This is a genomic window from Pseudomonas medicaginis (assembly GCF_965119365.1).
GTDB lineage: Bacteria > Pseudomonadota > Gammaproteobacteria > Pseudomonadales > Pseudomonadaceae > Aquipseudomonas.
This window is the reverse complement of sequence record NZ_OZ221631.1, coordinates 5,830,951-5,847,421: the sequence shown is the minus strand read 5'-3', so window position 1 is coordinate 5,847,421 and position 16,471 is coordinate 5,830,951. Positions and strand designations below refer to the sequence as shown.

Below are 16,471 nucleotides of genomic sequence, written 5' to 3'. Positions count from 1 at the left end.
GATGAAAACCAAAAATTAGGAGAGATCGACAATGAAGCTTCGTCCTCTGCATGACCGCGTCGTCATCCGTCGCAGCGAAGAAGAGAAGAAAACCGCTGGCGGTATCGTCCTGCCAGGTTCGGCTGCCGAGAAAGCCAACCACGGTGAAGTTCTCGCTGTAGGTCCAGGCAAGGCACTGGAAAACGGTGAAGTACGTGCGCTGGCCGTGAAAGTGGGTGACAAGGTTGTGTTCGGCCCTTACTCCGGCAGCAACACAGTGAAAGTCGACGGCGAAGACCTGCTGGTAATGAGCGAGAACGAAATCCTCGCTGTTCTCGAAGGCTGATTCCCCCGCCCATTTTCCCGTTACTACAAAGTATTTAAGGAATATCGATCATGGCTGCTAAAGAAGTTAAATTCGGCGATTCCGCCCGCAAGAAAATGCTCGCCGGTGTCAACGTCCTGGCTGACGCAGTAAAAGCGACCCTGGGCCCGAAAGGCCGTAACGTGATCATCGAGAAGAGCTTCGGCGCTCCGACCATCACCAAGGACGGCGTTTCCGTAGCCAAAGAAATCGAGCTGAAAGACCGCTTCGAAAACATGGGCGCGCAACTGGTCAAGGACGTTGCTTCCCGTGCCAACGATGACGCCGGTGACGGCACCACCACCGCGACCGTACTGGCTCAATCGATCGTCAACGAAGGCCTGAAAGCCGTCGCTGCCGGCATGAACCCGATGGACCTCAAGCGCGGCATCGACAAGGCGACCATCGCCATCGTCAAAGAACTCAAAGCCCTGTCCAAGCCTTGCGCTGACACCAAGGCTATCGCCCAAGTCGGCACCATCTCGGCCAACTCCGACAACTCCATCGGCGACATCATTGCCGAAGCCATGGAAAAAGTCGGTAAAGAAGGCGTGATCACCGTTGAAGAAGGCTCGGGCCTGGAAAACGAACTGTCGGTCGTAGAAGGCATGCAGTTCGACCGTGGCTACCTGTCCCCGTACTTCGTCAACAAGCCAGACACCATGACCGCCGAGCTCGACGGCCCGCTGATCCTGCTGGTGGACAAGAAGATCTCCAACATCCGCGAAATGCTGCCAGTGCTGGAAGCCGTTGCCAAGGCCGGCCGCCCACTGCTGATCGTGGCTGAAGACGTTGAAGGCGAAGCCCTGGCGACCCTGGTTGTGAACAACATGCGTGGCATCGTTAAAGTCGCAGCCGTCAAGGCTCCAGGCTTCGGCGACCGTCGCAAGGCCATGCTGCAGGACATCGCCGTCCTGACCGGCGGTACCGTTATCTCCGAAGAGATCGGCCTGAGCCTGGAAAGCACCACCCTGGAACACCTGGGTAACGCCAAGCGCGTGATCCTGTCCAAGGAAAACACCACCGTGATCGACGGTGCTGGCGTCGAGGCTGACATCCAGGCTCGCGTGACTCAGATCCGCGCACAAGTGGCCGAGACTTCGTCCGACTACGACCGTGAAAAACTGCAAGAGCGTCTGGCCAAGCTGTCGGGCGGCGTTGCAGTGATCAAGGTTGGCGCTGGTTCCGAAGTTGAAATGAAAGAGAAGAAAGCCCGCGTTGAAGACGCCCTGCACGCTACCCGCGCAGCCGTCGAAGAAGGCGTGGTGCCTGGCGGCGGCGTGGCACTGGTTCGTGCCCTGCAAGCCATCAGCGAACTCAAAGGCGACAACGATGACCAGAACGTGGGCATCCAGTTGCTGCGTCGCGCTGTAGAAGCGCCGCTGCGCCAGATCGTTGCCAACTCCGGCGACGAGCCAAGCGTTGTGGTCGACAAGGTCAAGCAGGGTTCGGGTAACTACGGTTACAACGCTGCCACCGGCGAATACGGCGACATGATCGAAATGGGTATCCTGGACCCGGCCAAAGTGACTCGTTCGGCTCTGCAAGCGGCTTCGTCGATTGCCAGCCTGATGATCACCACCGAGGCGATGATCGCTGAAATCAAGGAAGACGCTCCAGCTGGCGGCGGTATGCCAGACATGGGCGGCATGGGTGGCATGGGCGGCATGATGTAAGCCAGCCTTACCCCTGTAGCGAAAGACCCCGCCTGCGAAAGCAAGCGGGGTTTTTTATTGCCTTGGATTCATGACACGGTGTCAATCCCCTGTGGGAGCGAGCTTGCTCGCGATAGCGGTGGGTCAGTGCCGAATACAAGAGCTGACACATCGTAATCGCGAGCAAGCTCGCTCCTACATTGGGATGTGGTTCAGTTCAGGCATTGGCGGGACTGGTTACAGCGACACGCTCAGCAACGGCGGCCGGGCGGTACAAGATGTAGTAGTAACACCCCAGGCCAATCAGCCAACAGAACACCGCCGTCCACACGTTGTGGGAAAAGAAGTGCGCCCCTTGCATCATCCGCCCCAGGGAAAACACCGTTCCTAGCGTAAAGGCGAGTACCAGGGCTTGGCGGGCCAGGCGTGGACGGCGGTCGCGCAGCACAAAAAACAGCGCAAACAACGTGAACCCGGTGGCGGCGTGACCGCCGGGCCAGCATCGACCGGGTTTGTCCGTGGCCGGACGTGGGCTCAGCAGTTCGCTATAGGTTTCCTTGCCACCGAATTCCTTCAGGCTCCAGGGACATTGCACCGCCGTCACCGCTTTCATCGGGGTGACGAAGGACGTCGCCAGTGCCAGGGACAGCACCAGGCAACCCAATTCCCGCTTGAACGGTTTGAGCCGGGCGATGAAAAACGCACCGATGAACCCAAGAATCGCCAGCATGGAAAATGCGATCACCACTTCTTTGGCCCGGTCGTGCAGGATGTCTTCCAGAAAAAAGCTGTGGCGACCGATAAATCCACCCGCCATCGGGTCGTAAAACAGCTTGGCCAGGTCCATGTCCAACGTGGTCAGCTCCAGTAACACCAGAATCGCTGCGACAACGGCAGGCAGGCCGAGGGCAATCCAGAAATTCAGGGGCCTGGAAGCGGGGCGGATGGCGGTGGAAACCATGGCAGTACCTTTGGTGGTGGGAGGCGTAAGCAGCGCGATGCGCAGTCTGGTCTGCGTTGCGTCGGGACGGTGTGAATGTTGGGTGAAAAACTCGTCAATGCCTTGCAGTCCGGCTGTGGGTCCAGGCTGCCACAGCCGATACAATCCTAGCCGTGAGCCAAACTTGGCCGTAAGCTGCGCGGGCCAAGATGGCCGTTAACTGTGTATGCAGAGGTGCCCATGCGAATTCTACTGGTCGAAGACAACCGCGACATTCTCGCCAATCTGGCCGATTACCTGGGGCTCAAGGGCTACACCGTCGATTGTGCCCAGGATGGTTTGTCGGGGTTGCACCTGGCCGCGACCGAGCACTATGACCTGATCGTGCTCGACATCATGCTGCCGGGCATCGACGGCTACACCTTGTGCAAGCGCCTGCGCGAAGACGCTCGGCGCGACACACCGGTGATCATGCTCACCGCCCGGGATCAGTTGGACGATCGTTTGCAGGGCTTCAAGTCCGGGGCCGATGACTACCTGATCAAACCGTTTGCCCTGTCGGAACTGGCCGCACGGATCGAAGCTGTCATGCGTCGAGCCCAGGGCGGTGGCCGCCGTGCCTTGCAGGTCGGTGACCTGAGCTACGACCTCGATACCCTGGAAGTGACCCGTGAAGGCAAGCTGCTCAAGCTCAACCCCGTGGGCCTGAAACTGTTGGCGGTACTGATGCAGAAAAGTCCTCACGTGTTGCGCCGCGAAATCCTCGAAGAAGCGCTGTGGGGCGACGATTGCCCGGACAGCGACAGCTTGCGCAGCCATGTCCATCAACTGCGCCAGGTGATCGACAAACCGTTCGAAAAACCCTTATTGCACACCGTGCACGGCGTCGGCTATCGCCTGGCCGAGGGCCGCGATGGAGTTTAAGCAGAGCCTCGCCCAACGGATCATCATCGCGTTTGCGCTGATGAGCGCATTGGTGGCTGGCGCGTTCGCCATGGGTATCGTGGCGACGGTCCATTTGGTTGAAGAAAAACTGATTTCCGCCGGGCTTGGCGGTGATCTGCAACGCCTGTTGTTGATGGACAGCGTCTCGGACTGGAGCCATCGACCGGAACCCGACCAGTTGTTTTATTTCAGCGGCGGCCCGGGTGACTTCGAGTTGCCCAAGGACTTGCGTCATCTGGAGCGCGGCTTTCACGAGGTGTTTCGCGAGCAGTTGTCCTACCACGCCATGGTCGAGATCGTTGACGGCCGGCACTACGTGTTGCTGCAAGACCAGAGCGACTTCGAAGAGCGCGAACGGGTGCTGTTCGCCGTGGTGCTGGTGGGCTTCGTGCTCAGCCTGGCGCTGGCGGTGTTCTTGGGTTGGGTCCTGGCCCGTCGGGTGATGGCGCCTGTGGTTCGCCTGGCCCGGCAAGTGCGCCATCGGGACCAACTCCTCGGCCTCGCGCCGCCGCTGGCCCCGGATTATGCTGCCGACGAGGTGGGTGAACTGGCCGTGGCGTTCGACGCCACACTGGGGCGCTTGCGCCAGGCCCTGACCCGCGAGCGCTTGTTTACCAGCGACGTGAGCCATGAGTTGCGCACGCCGTTGATGGTCCTGGCGACCTCCTGTGAGTTGCTGCTGGAGAACCCGGCGCTGGACCCTCGCGGTCGTACCCAGGTCGAGCGCATCAATCGAGCCAGCGAAGAGATGCGCGAGTTGGTGCAGACTTTCCTGATGCTGGCCAGGTCCGAACGCGAAGACAACGGCATGTCGCCTCGTCTGACCCTGGGGCAGGTGGCCGAGGAGCTTCTCGGCGTGTGGCGCGCGCCCATCGAATCCAAGGGCCTGGCACTGATCTTCGAACCCGGGCAACCCCTCGATACCCTGTATAACGCCACGTTCCTGACGGCCGTGATGGGCAATCTGTTGCGTAACGCCCTGCACTACACCGATCAGGGCTTCATCCGCCTGTCGTTGAGCGCTACCGGTTTCGTCGTGGAGGACAGCGGCGTGGGCATTCCCGAAGAGAAGCGCGAGGCGATGTTCGAGCCGTTCGTGCGCGGTAACGAGCAGCGCGGCGAGGGGTTGGGACTGGGACTGTCGCTGGTGCAGCGGATCTGTGAAAACCAGGGCTGGACCGTGGGCCTCAGCACGATGGAGCCCAGCGGCTGCCATTTCGAAGTGCAGTTGAACCCGACGGGATGAGTGTGCGTGCGGACAAATCTTGTAACTATTGGTGGCGTCTACATGACTTTGTTTTCACAACGCGATGACATGTCGATTCATAAGGTGGGGCCGATCTGTAATGGAGGCCCCCTCAATGCCCAACCCCATCAAGCTGGATTTTTCCGAAAAATATGACGAGCAGCATGCTCGCAAATATTTCCAAAAGCATCGCAGCGGCATGAGCCGTCGCCTGTCCAACCAGCGGGATCAACAGCTGGCCCGCCGAGCGTTGGCGCTTGTCGGCGATCCGGGGTTGGTGTTGGACCTGCCTTGCGGTGCGGGGCGTTTCTGGTCCTTGCTGGCCGAAAAGCCGAACCGGGTGATCATCGGTGCAGACAATTCCGAGGCCATGCTCAGGGCGGCCATGACGGCTCAACCGGCCGATGTGGTGAAACGGGTACAACCCTTGCACACATCTGCGTTCGACATTGCCTTGCCTGATAACGCCGTCGACAGCATTTTTTGCATGCGGCTGCTGCATCACATCGGTGAATCCGCGCATCGTCTGGCGATCCTCAAGGAATTCGAGCGGGTCAGCCGCGACAGCGTGATTGTTTCATTGTGGGTCGATGGCAATTTCAAGGCCTGGAAACGCAAGCGCCAAGAGCGCAACCGTGGGCAGAAAGACTACCAGAATCGATTTGTGTTACCGGTTGCTACAGTAGAAGAGGAATTTCGCCAGGCCGGGTTCCGTATCCAGGAACGACTGGATTTCCTACCGCTCTATGCCATGTGGCGAGTTTATGTATTACGCAAGAGGTAAAAGCATGGTTGTGCAGGTAGCAGAGGCGTCAGGAATTCCGCGGGACCGCTTCGATTATTTTTGGAGCTTGCAAGGTGAATGGGTAGAAGAGCCCAACGTACGGCGTGGCGGCGAAAGCGGCGTACAACGGATCACCAGCAAGGACGGTGAGTTGCTGTATGCCAAGCGCCAGACCGGACACATCTATCGCAGTTGGCTGCACCCGTTCGGTCGTCCGACGGTGTTGCGCGAGCAGGATGCGCTCCTGGCGTTGCCTCGACTCAATGTACGGGTGCCCGAGCTGGTGTTCTGTGGGGCCCAGCCGGACCCGGAGCATAAATGGCGGGCGTTGCTGGTGACCCGTGCGCTCGAAGGTTTCGAGGAGATCGAACACTGGTATGCCGGCGGCGGCCGCGAGCGTCATGGCGAAGCGGTGCATGACCAGATCCTCCGGGAGCTGGCTGAAAACCTGGCCCGCATGCACAAGGGCCGTTGGCAGCACAGCTGCATCTACATCAAGCATGTTTTCGTGCGCGTGACCGGGGAGGGCGAGGCGGCCAAGCCTGAGGTGGCCCTGTTGGATCTGGAGAAGTGTCGCCAGCGCCTGACGGCCCGGCGTGCGGCTTCCCATGACCTGAAGCAATTGCGGCGCCATTCGTCGTTCAGCGATGTCGACTGGAAAAAACTCGTCTACTTTTATGAAGCGGCGTTTGGCAGCGCTATCAAAGGTTTATAGCCATGAAACTAGAAATTGCTAGAGGTTTGTTTTTAGTTGGAGCCCTGGCAGTTGCATCGATGGCGGTGGCTGTATGGGAGCAGCCACGCTCGCAGATCCTCAGTGTTTCCGGTGCGGGCGCGCATTGTCCCCTGCCGCGCGTGGCAAAGGCCAGCGAAGCGATCCGACCGGACGATGATCTGTTGCTGTTCATGTTCAGCCTGTCCCAAGGGATGAGGCCACAGAGTTGAAAGCCCTGAAACCCAGATAAAGGCCTCCCCCGTGCGAGGCCTTTATTTTTGGCGTTTTTACCAGCCCCCCAAAAAAACCAGTCAAATACCCACCCGTGGCGAGGGGCTTGCTTGAACAGCCCTCAAGCCTTGTCCGGCTTGGCCAGCAACGTGTAGACGCAAGGCAGCACGAACAGGGTGAACAAGGTGCCAATCGACATGCCCGTGGCGATCACCGTACCGATGTCGAAGCGGCTCACTGCCCCGGCGCCCGTGGCAAAGATGAGCGGCACCATGCCGAACACCATCGCCGCGGTGGTCATCAGCACCGGCCGCAGGCGAATCGAGGCGGCTTGTTCCACGGCTTCGCGCGGCGTCAGGTTCTGTTCCCTGCGCAACTGATTGGCGAACTCGACGATCAGGATCCCGTGCTTGCTGATCAGGCCGATCAGCGTCACCAGCCCCACCTGGGTATAGATGTTCATGCTCGACCAGCCGAGGAACAACGGAATCAAGGCGCCGCAGATGGACAACGGCACGGTCACCAGGATCACCAGTGGGTCCCGGAAGCTTTCGAACTGCGCGGCGAGCACCAGGAAGATAATCGCCAGGGCCAGGGCAAAGGTTACCCACAACGCGCTGCCTTCCTGGACGAACTGGCGCGAGGCCCCGGCGTAATCGAAGGCGAACCCCACCGGTGCTTCTTCCCGGGCGATCTGGCGGACGGTCTCGATGGCCTCGCCCATGCTCACGATGGGGAAGCCTGAAATCGTCACCGCATTGAGCTGCTGGAACTGGTTCAGTTGTCGCGGTCGCGCCCGGTCGCTGACCTTGATCAGGGTCGATAGCGGTAGCGATTCACCCTTGGCATTTTTCACGTAGTAATTGTTCAGCCAGTCGGGGTTGTCCCGGAACGGTCGTTCGACCTGGGCAATGACCTTGTAGCTGCGGCCTTCGAGGGTGAAGCGATTGATCTCCGACTCCCCCAGCAGCGTCGCCAGGGTACCGCCCAGGTCCTCCATGGAAACGCCCATCTGGGCGGCCTTGGCGCGATCGATATCCACCACGACTTCTGGCTTGTCGAACGCAAGGTCGATGTCCATGAAGGCGAACTTTCCGGATTCCAATGCGCGCTTCTTGACCCGGTCGGCGACCTCCAGCAGCGTCGCATAGTCCTTCGGTGAGTTGATGACGAACGCGAACGGCAAGCCTTCGCCAGTGCCCGGCAGTGAGGGCAGGTTGAAACCGAAGATCTGCAAGCCAGGCACGCTTTCCAGCTTGGCCTGGACCTCCGGCAGGATTTCCATCTGGGTGCGGCTGCGTTCGTTCCAGGGTTTGAGCAGGAAGCCGCCGATGCCCGACTGTACGCCGTTGTAGCCATTGATCTGGAACGAGGAGTAGTACTCCGGGAACTCCTTGAAGATGGTAATGAAGTGATCGGTGTAGGTGTTCAGGTAGTCGAGGTTGGTTGGCTGCGGGGCGCTGGCCATCATGAAGATGATGCCCTGGTCCTCGTCGGGGGCCAGTTCGGACTTGGTGAACATGATCAGCACCGGGATCAGCAGCAGGACGATCACGGCGAACACCAGCACCACTGGCCGGGTATTGAGCGTGCCATGGAGCATGCGCTGGTAACGGCTCTTCAAGCGTTCGAAAATCATGTCCAGCCGATGGGCCAGCCCCGAGGGATTCTCCTCGTGGCGCAGGAGCAGGGCGCACATCATCGGTGACAAGGTCAGGGCGACGATCCCGGAGATCACCACCGCTCCGGCCAGGGTCAGGGCGAATTCCTTGAACAAGGCGCCTGTCAGGCCCTCGAGCAGGCCGATCGGCGCATACACCGCTGCCAGGGTGATGGTCATCGAGACCACCGGCATGGCGATTTCCCGGGCACCTTCTATCGCGGCGTCGAATGGGGTCTTGCCTTCCTCGATGTGCCGGTGAATGTTCTCCACCACCACGATGGCGTCGTCCACTACCAGGCCGATGGCGAGCACCATGGCCAGCAGGGTCAGGAGGTTCATCGAGTAGCCCATCAACTGCATGAAGAACATCACGCCGATCATCGACAGCGGGATGGTCACCACCGGGATGACCACCGAACGCAGGGCGCCGAGGAACAGGAACACCACGACGATGACGATCAGCACCGCCTCGAACAGGGTTTTTACCACCTCGTCGATGGATGCCTGGATGAACAGGGTGGCGTCGTAGGCGATCTCGGCCTTGAGGTTGGCCGGGAGCTGGGCCTCCATGTCCGGCATGATCTTGCGCACTTCCTTGATCACATCCAGCGGGTTCGCACCGGGCGTAGCCTTGATCCCGATGTACACCGAGGGTGTGCCACCAAAGGAGCTGATGGTGTCGTAGTTCTCGGCGCCCATTTCCACGCGGGCCACGTCCCGCAGCAACACGCGGCTGTCGCCGTCGGTCTTGAGCGGGATCGCGGCGAAGGCCTCGGCGGACTTGAGTTCGGTGTTGGCGTTGATGCTGGTGACGACGTACTCGCCCTTCACTTCACCGGCGGCGGAGAGGAAGTTGTGCTGGCGCACGGCATTGGTCACGTCGGCGGCGGTCAGGCCGAAGCCGGCGAGCTTGACCGGGTCCAGCCACAGGCGCATGGCGAAGACCTGGTTGCCGAGGATCTCGGCCTCGGCCATGCCGGGCAGTGTCGCCAGTTTGGGCTGGATCACTCGGGACAGGTAGTCAGTGATCTGCGGGTTGTTCAGTTCCTTGCTGAAGAAGCTGATGTACATCAGGGCCGAGGCGTCGGCGGCCTCGCGGCTGAGGACCGGGTCCTCGGCGTCCTGGGGCAGTTGGTTCTTGACCTCGTTGGCCTTGGCCAGCAGCTCGGTAAAGAGCCGGTCGCTGTTGGAGCCGATGCGGGCATAGACCGAAATCACCGAGAAATTCTGGCGACTGACCGAGGTCATGTAGTCGATGCCCTCGGCACTGGCCAGGCTCTGCTGCATCGGCTGGGTGATGTAGCCCTGGATGGTCTCGGCATTGGCCCCGGGGTAGGCGGTGGTCACCGTGATCAGGGCGTTCTCCATTTGCGGATACTGACGCAGGGGCAACTTGCTCCAGGCCTGGAAGCCCAGCAGCACGATCAACAGGCTGACCACGGTGGCGAGCACCGGACGGCGGATGAACGGATCGGTAAAAGCCATGGGGGTTCCTTGATCAGTCCGCGCGCGGCGGGCTGTTCTGTTCGGTCAGGGTCTTGTCGTCGCTGATGGCGATCGGCGTACCGTTATCGAGCTTGAGCTGGCCGGCGATCACGACTTGTTCGCCACTCTGCACGCCTTTGGACACCAGCACCTGCCCATCGCGTCGCTCGCCGGTTTCTACGAAACGCCGTTCAGCGATCAGGACCGGCTGGCCCTTGTCGTCTTTCTCCAACGTGCCGTCGGCGGCTTTCTTCTGGGTCACCACGTACATGGAGTTGCCGTAGAGGGTGTACGTCACGGCGCTTTCCGGCACGACGATTCCGGCCGCCACGTCCGGCAGGATGACCTGCAGGTTGGCGAACATGCCGGGCAGCAGCTTGCCATCGGGGTTGGCCAGGGTGGCGCGCACCAGCACGTTGCGGGTGCTGTCCTCGACCTTGGGATTGATCGCGCTGATGGTGGCGACGAAGTTTTGCCCGGGATAGGCCGAGACACTGACGTTGACCGACTGGGCAACGGCGAGCCGGGGCACGGTTTGCTCAGGGACGTAGAAGTCCACGTAAAGGCTGCTGAGGTCCTGCAGGGTGGCAATCACCGTGCCGCTGGCCAGGTAGTCGCCAACGTCCACCTGGCGAATGCCGATGGTGCCGCTGAATGGCGCCAGAATCTGTTTTTTTGCCAGCGAAGCCTTGAGCTGGTTGACCGTGGCCTGGTTCTTTTTCAGTTGCGCCGAGAGCCGGTCGAATTCGCCCTTGGAGATCGCCTGGCTGCCCACCAGTTGTCGGCCGCGACCGAAATCCAGTTGCGACAGGCCAAGGTCGGCCTCGGCGGTTTCCAGCAGGGCGCTTTCGACTTCACTGTCCAGTTGCAGGAGCGGTTGGCCGGCCTTGACCTTCTGCCCGGACTGGAACTGCACCTTCTGCACGGTCCCGGCGATTTCCAGGCTCAGGTCCACGCCTTGCAGCGCCTTGAGGCTGCCAACGGTGGGCAGGCGGGCCTGCCAGGGTTGCTGGGCGGCCGTGGCCACGGCCACGCTGACCGGCGGTTTAGGTGCAGAAAACATCTGGATCTGCTGGTAAACGGAGAAGGCCTTGTAGCCGGCGAGCAACAACACCACCAGCAGGACAACACCCAACATGATCAGCATGCGGCGTCGCAGCATGTTCCACTTCCTTGGAAAAGAACTGAGAGAAAATACAGATAGGCGGGCACATTACTCCGAGTGTGCGGGCGTTTCCAGATGTTGGCGGGTCGGTGTTGCGTGGGACTTTTCCGAAAAAACAGGGAGCTCGGCGCCGATGGCCTTCGCTCCCCTGTTCAGGCCAGATGCAAATGGTTGTCCCAGAGCCCGGCCGGCAGATCCAATGGTTTTGCAACCAGTTGTGTCTGCCGGCAATCGTAGTAGCGGCATCGCCCTTGGCCCGACGTCACGACAAAACCGTTGGCCACCGCGCCCACGCCGGCACAGTCTGGCAGGGGGGCATCGAGGCGGACTTCGCCACTGTCCAGGTCCCAGATGAAGAAGCGGTTGCCGCGCGGGGCGGTCAGGGCCACCAGGCGCAGGTCGCTGTGCACAGCAACGCTGGCGGTGTAGTGCCCCATGGCCTGTAACTGTTCTTCGGGCACCGGGAATGCCTGGAACGGCTGCCCCGGTCGCTTGATCGCCACCAGCTCCGACGATTCGTGGGCCGCCCCCATGAACTGCTGGCCCGAGACGATGGTGCCGTCACTGGCGATGCCCAGGTGGCGCACGCTGTTCATCGATTGGCCGAGGGTTTCCTTGCTCAGCAGGGTGCCATCGCGTTGCATCAGCACCAGGCTCGGTGCCATGGCGTCGAGGTTCATTTCGACCCGGCTCTCGGCCTCGGTGCGAATGCCACCATTGGCGACCACCAGCGTCTCGCCGTCGGGCATCCAGGACACCTGGTGAGGACCGATGCCATGGGTGGGGATCTCGCCGCTGTGCACCAGCCGCTCGCCTTCGAAACGGTACACGCCCAGCAGGCCGCGTCCCGGGTCGGTGGTGTCGTTCTCGGTGGCATACAGCCATTCGCCGCTTTTATGGATGACCGCGTGGCCGTAGAAATGCCGGTTCGGCAACGAGGCGATGGTTTGCAGCAGCGTCCCGTCGCGCAGGTCGATCAGGTAGCTTTCGGTGCCCGGGCGACGGGCGACGAACAGCGCAATCGGCTGTGTCGGATGATGGACGATGTCATGGCAGCGCTGGCTGACCTGGGTGGCGAACACCTGCGTGCCGTCGAGTCGATAGCCGACGGCGTAGTGCTTGCCGTCGCCATCGTCCCGTGCCGACAGCAAGAGTGGGTGCTTGTCCTTTTGCTTGAACAGCGTCCAGCCGCCCAGGGTGATCGCACCGAGCAGCAAGCTGCCCAGCGCCAGGACCTGACGTCGAAACATGATCAGTCACCGTCGTTGGCATTGAAGCCCAATTGAATGCCCAGCGCCTTGGCCAGTTCGCCTTCGTGCAGGCGATGGACGACGTTGAGGCTGTCGTACAAATCGTTGAGTTGCTGGCGCCCGGCGTCGTCGTTGAGCATTTCGGTCAACGAGCGCTGGCTGCCGGCGAACAGTTTCAACGAGGCATCGTAGGCAGCGTCGATCTTGTCCGCCAACGGTTTCTGGTCGCTTGGCAGCAGGCCGCGCAGGCCCTTGTTGTCCACGCCGACCCAGACGGTCCTGGCGGCACTCAGGCTGGCCTCCAACCCTTGCAACGACGACTGGCTGCGCCAGGCATCGGCCTGGAAGGGCTGAGGTACGCCCTTGCTCTGGCGGCCCATCGGCGTGCCGAGTTTTTTCTTCAGCGTGTCCAGGGCGGTGACCTGCACGCGCAGCAGGTCGGCGATGGCTTCGTGGGAGTCGGCGTAGCGCTGGTTGGGGAACTTGCTCATCTGGGCGAGCATGCCGTCTTGGGTGTTCCAGCGCGACAGGATCTCTTCGGCCAGTTGTTTCTGGCGTTCACCGATGGCGATGAGCAGCGGGCAGTACTTGGCTTTCTGTGCGCTGTCGGCCATGTCGATTTTTGCGTCGAACAGCAAGTACTCGTAGGCCGAGAGCCCTTGCACGACAACGCTGGACTTGGCCAGGCCGGCGGCATCGATCTGTGGCTGGCTGTTGACCAACTGTTCCACCTGACGGCCCACCAGGTTTTTCTTGTCCGGCCAGAACTGTACCTGCCAGGTACGGTTGCCCTCGGCCAGTGGGCCGATCAGCAGGGGTTGCAACTCGGCCCAGGCTTTTTGCGCCTTGAAGAAGTCGGCGCGGGCGGTCTCCAGGTTTTCCTGGCCTTGGCAGAACGCCAGGGCGCTGGTCGCCAGTTGCCGGTCGGCGTCGACCCAGCGGCTGTAGGTCGGCAGGATCACTTGCTTGGCGATGGCGGCCGAGGTGACGGCTTGCGGGTCCTGGGGCGAGCAAGCCCCGAGGGCGAGGGCGGCGAGGCTGGTGAACAACAGCTTGGGACGGAACATGTCAGGCTCCCATTTCTGGAAAAGGCATTTAAAGGGAATTCAGAAAGGCCAGCAACGCAGCGCGCTGCTCGGCATTGAACGCTAAAACCTGGCGCTGCGACGCTTGTGCTTCACCGCCATGCCACAGCACGGCTTCGAGCAGGTTGCGGGCACGACCGTCGTGCAGGAACTGGGTGTGGCCATTGACTGTTTCGGTCAGGCCGATGCCCCATAGCGGCGGGGTCCGCCAGTCACGGCCGCTGGCCTTGAATTCGCTGCGGTTGTCGGCCAGGCCTTCGCCCATGTCATGCAGCAGCAGGTCGCTGTAGGGGCGGATGACCTGGTTCGCCAGCTCCGGTTCGGCAGCGTTGGCGGCAGTGGTGTATTTCGGCGTATGGCACGACTGGCAACCGGCCTGGAAAAACAGATTCTTGCCTGCCAGCACCTGGGGCGAATTCACGTCGCGACGGGCCGGTACAGCCAGGTTGCGGCTGTAGAACAGCACCAGGCGCAGGATGTTGTCGCTGACTTCCGGCTCACCGTCCGGACCATTGCCGCTAGGCGCGCGCTTGCAGTCGACCTGGGTCTGGGTGCAGTCGTCGAAGGGCCGCAGGCTCGTGGTCAGGCCCATGTCACCGGAGAACGCGTGGACGTTCTGTTGATTGAGGTTGGGCTGACCGGCTTTCCAACCGAAACGCCCCAGTACGGTTTTCTGTTGTACATCGTCCCAGACCTGGTTAGGGCGACCGGCGATGCCGTTGTTCTCCCGCGCCTGGGCTTCGGCATTCGCCAGGAGCGCCGCGTCGGGGATGGCCTCCAGCAGACCCAAACCGATCATCGGCGGCGCAACACGGGCGGAAAAGCGCGTGTCGGGGTGCATCGGGCCATACCCCAACTGGGTGATCTGCAGGTTCGGCTTGCGCAGTTCGACGACGGTGCCGTCCTTGAAACGTACCGGGACCTGTGTGTAATCGACCCGCACCTTGCCTTCGGGGACGACACCGGGCACCGACATGTCCTGCAATTGCCCACCGTAAACCGGCTCCGGCACCACCCCCAGTCGTTCGATGACCTTGGCATAGGCCGGTGTGTCGGGAATCGACAGGCGCACCAGCATCGACGCCGCGCTGCTTGCGTCCGGCGCCGGCGGATGGCCGCGACCGTCCTTGATATGGCAGTTCTGGCAGGCGTTGGTGTTGAACAAGGGCCCGAGGCCGTCCCGGGCGGTGGTGGTCGAGGGGGCGATCACCCAGGGGCTGCGGAAGAAACTGTTGCCGACGCTGAAATCCACACGCCGTGAGGGCGGCAGGTTGGCCGAGGGCAGGGAGAAGGCGTTCTGGTCGGCCTTGCGTACCGTCGCGGCGCCACCGGAACGGGTCTCACCCGGTTCGGCCTGGGTAAAGCGCGGGGCATCATCGCAGGCACTCAGGCCCAGGGCCATGAACAGTGCGCATAGACGAAGAGGCAACGACGGCATCGGGCAACCTGGGAGATGAGTGAAACGAGGGCGCAAAGTCTAACAGGGCGGAACAGTTTGAATAAGAGGAATTATCGTTTGGTTTGACTCATGGTTGATCCAGTGTGGGGAGGGGATAAATCCCCTCGCCACAGGTCTACCGTGTGTTCGGTCCTGCCCTTTAGAGGGTGGCATTTGAAAGGTTATGGCTGGACGACAGCCCCTGGCACCAGCGGCAGTTCCAGGCTGGCGATGAAGCCGCCCCCGGGATGATTGGCCAGCGCCAGCGTGCCGCCATGACGCTCGGCGGCGCGGCGCGCGATGGCCAGGCCCAGGCCATGGCCGGCGGCGGTCTGGCCGGGGGCGCGGTAGAACGGCTCGCTCAACTGGCCCAGGTGTTCGGGCTCCACGCCCGGCCCGTGGTCGCGCACGCTGATCAGGATCCGCTCCCCCTGATGCAGCGCGCGGATCTCGATCGGTTGTCCGACGGGATTGAAACGCTGGGCGTTGCGCAGCAAGTTGTCCACCGCCCGCTCGATCATGGTTGGCCAGCCCTTGAGGGTCAGGTTCGGCTCCGTTTCCAGCTGCACGTTTTGTTCGGGTGAAGCCAGTTGCGCATCTTTTTGCAGGGTGATCAGCAGGCCGTTGAGGTCCACCTCCTCGGCGCTGGCGTTGTCGGCATCGACCCGGGCCAGTACCAGGATTTCGCTGATCAGCGCTTCCAGGCGGTCGCATTCGCGGGTCAGGCGCGGCCAGAGCTTTTCACGCTCCTCGGGGCTGGCCCGTTCAGCCAATGCCAAGGCGATGCGCAGCCGGGCCAGAGGCGAGCGCAGTTCGTGGGACACGTCCCGCAGCAGTTGTCGCTGGCTGGCGATCAGGCTCTGCAGGCGAGCGCCCATGCGGTTGAAGTCGGTGGCCAGTACGCCGAACTCGTCCCGTCGGTTGGCCAGCTTGGCGAGGCTGTTCTGCTGGTAGGTGGCCTGGCCCAGGTCATGCACCGCGCCGCGCAGTCGACTCAGCGGGCGAGTGATGGAGAACGTCACCAACAGGCTGAACAAGGTCAGCACCACCAGCGCGATCCCCAATGCACTGAGCGGCCACAGCAGGCTGTCGCGGTGCCAGGCGTCCAGTTCGGGGTGGGGGATGCGGTAGATGAACAGGAACGTGTCACCGCTTTTGGTACTGGTGAACTCGTCGGTCAGCCGCCGCCAGGGCAGGCGTCGCTCGTCGTTTTTCTGCCGGGCCTCGAAGGCCGCGGCGCGATGTGGAAAGGTGCCGCGCACCACCGGGTCGCCGCTTTCGTTGAACACCTGGACGTCGATGTGATACTGGCGCTTGCGTTGTTGCAGGATGTCCTGGGCGGCGTCTTCGCCCTGGCTTTCGTAGGTTTGCGTCCACTCTTCGGGCAGGGTGTTGAGGCCCGGATGACGGCTGAGAATCCAGGCGTCCTGGTTCAGCATGTGGCCCATCAGGATCGAAAGTCCTGCAACCAGGGTGATAGCCAGCCAGAAACTGGCCAGGATGCGCCAGAACAATGAACGCACGAT

The 16,471-nt window shown here is 61.7% G+C and carries 14 protein-coding genes; 7 read left to right on the top strand and 7 right to left on the bottom strand.

Annotation, left to right across the window (positions count from 1 at the left end):
- Window positions 1-31: 31 nt before the first annotated feature.
- Window positions 32-325 (top strand): co-chaperone GroES, encoded by a 294-nt coding sequence (locus tag ACMTA2_RS25670; protein WP_003204913.1) that lies wholly within the window; start codon window positions 32-34, stop codon window positions 323-325.
- A 50-nt stretch (window positions 326-375) separates the two neighbouring features.
- Window positions 376-2,019, top strand: coding sequence for a chaperonin GroEL (gene groL, locus ACMTA2_RS25665; RefSeq protein WP_053124505.1), 1,644 nt, complete (start codon window positions 376-378; stop codon window positions 2,017-2,019).
- 196 nt (window positions 2,020-2,215) lie between these two features.
- Here groL and ACMTA2_RS25660 read toward each other — a convergent pair whose 3' ends face one another.
- Window positions 2,216-2,959 carry a phosphatase PAP2 family protein gene (locus tag ACMTA2_RS25660; RefSeq protein ID WP_413792315.1) on the bottom strand — a complete coding sequence of 248 codons (744 nt, stop codon included), beginning with the start codon at window positions 2,957-2,959 and terminating at the stop codon, window positions 2,216-2,218.
- Between the two features lie 219 nt (window positions 2,960-3,178).
- Between ACMTA2_RS25660 and colR the strand changes: the two genes are divergently transcribed.
- From colR to ACMTA2_RS25635, 5 genes are all read left to right on the top strand, one after another.
- Window positions 3,179-3,862, top strand: a complete 684-nt coding sequence (colR, locus tag ACMTA2_RS25655; RefSeq protein ID WP_024779529.1) for a two-component system response regulator ColR — start codon at window positions 3,179-3,181, stop codon at window positions 3,860-3,862.
- Window positions 3,852-5,129 carry a sensor histidine kinase gene (locus ACMTA2_RS25650; RefSeq protein ID WP_413792314.1) on the top strand — a complete coding sequence of 426 codons (1,278 nt, stop codon included), beginning with the start codon at window positions 3,852-3,854 and terminating at the stop codon, window positions 5,127-5,129. Before colR ends, ACMTA2_RS25650 begins: the two co-directional genes overlap by 11 nt.
- Window positions 5,130-5,244: 115 nt before the next feature.
- Entirely contained in the window at window positions 5,245-5,913 is a 669-nt protein-coding gene (locus tag ACMTA2_RS25645) for a class I SAM-dependent methyltransferase (RefSeq protein ID WP_413792313.1), read from the top strand.
- Window positions 5,914-5,917: 4 nt separating this feature from the next.
- Entirely contained in the window at window positions 5,918-6,628 is a 711-nt protein-coding gene (locus ACMTA2_RS25640) for a lipopolysaccharide kinase InaA family protein (protein ID WP_413792312.1), read from the top strand.
- Between the two features lie 2 nt (window positions 6,629-6,630).
- Window positions 6,631-6,858 carry a hypothetical protein gene (locus tag ACMTA2_RS25635; protein ID WP_413792311.1) on the top strand — a complete coding sequence of 76 codons (228 nt, stop codon included), beginning with the start codon at window positions 6,631-6,633 and terminating at the stop codon, window positions 6,856-6,858.
- 122 nt (window positions 6,859-6,980) lie between these two features.
- Here ACMTA2_RS25635 and ACMTA2_RS25630 read toward each other — a convergent pair whose 3' ends face one another.
- The 6 genes from ACMTA2_RS25630 to ACMTA2_RS25605 all read right to left on the bottom strand — a co-directional run bounded on the left by ACMTA2_RS25630 (window position 6,981) and on the right by ACMTA2_RS25605 (window position 16,468).
- Window positions 6,981-10,007, bottom strand: coding sequence for a multidrug efflux RND transporter permease subunit (locus tag ACMTA2_RS25630; protein WP_413792310.1), 3,027 nt, complete (start codon window positions 10,005-10,007; stop codon window positions 6,981-6,983).
- A gap of 13 nt (window positions 10,008-10,020) precedes the next feature.
- Window positions 10,021-11,169: an efflux RND transporter periplasmic adaptor subunit gene (locus ACMTA2_RS25625; protein ID WP_413792309.1), complete on the bottom strand. Its 1,149-nt coding sequence runs from the start codon at window positions 11,167-11,169 to the stop codon at window positions 10,021-10,023.
- Window positions 11,170-11,324: 155 nt separating this feature from the next.
- Window positions 11,325-12,422 carry a DUF1513 domain-containing protein gene (locus tag ACMTA2_RS25620; RefSeq protein WP_413792308.1) on the bottom strand — a complete coding sequence of 366 codons (1,098 nt, stop codon included), beginning with the start codon at window positions 12,420-12,422 and terminating at the stop codon, window positions 11,325-11,327.
- A 2-nt stretch (window positions 12,423-12,424) separates the two neighbouring features.
- Window positions 12,425-13,489 carry an imelysin family protein gene (locus ACMTA2_RS25615; RefSeq protein ID WP_413792307.1) on the bottom strand — a complete coding sequence of 355 codons (1,065 nt, stop codon included), beginning with the start codon at window positions 13,487-13,489 and terminating at the stop codon, window positions 12,425-12,427.
- 28 nt (window positions 13,490-13,517) lie between these two features.
- On the bottom strand, window positions 13,518-14,945 hold the full coding sequence (locus ACMTA2_RS25610) for a di-heme oxidoreductase family protein (RefSeq protein WP_413792306.1): 1,428 nt from the start codon (window positions 14,943-14,945) through the stop codon (window positions 13,518-13,520).
- Between the two features lie 182 nt (window positions 14,946-15,127).
- Window positions 15,128-16,468 carry a sensor histidine kinase gene (locus ACMTA2_RS25605; RefSeq protein ID WP_413792305.1) on the bottom strand — a complete coding sequence of 447 codons (1,341 nt, stop codon included), beginning with the start codon at window positions 16,466-16,468 and terminating at the stop codon, window positions 15,128-15,130.
- Window positions 16,469-16,471 lie beyond the last annotated feature (3 nt).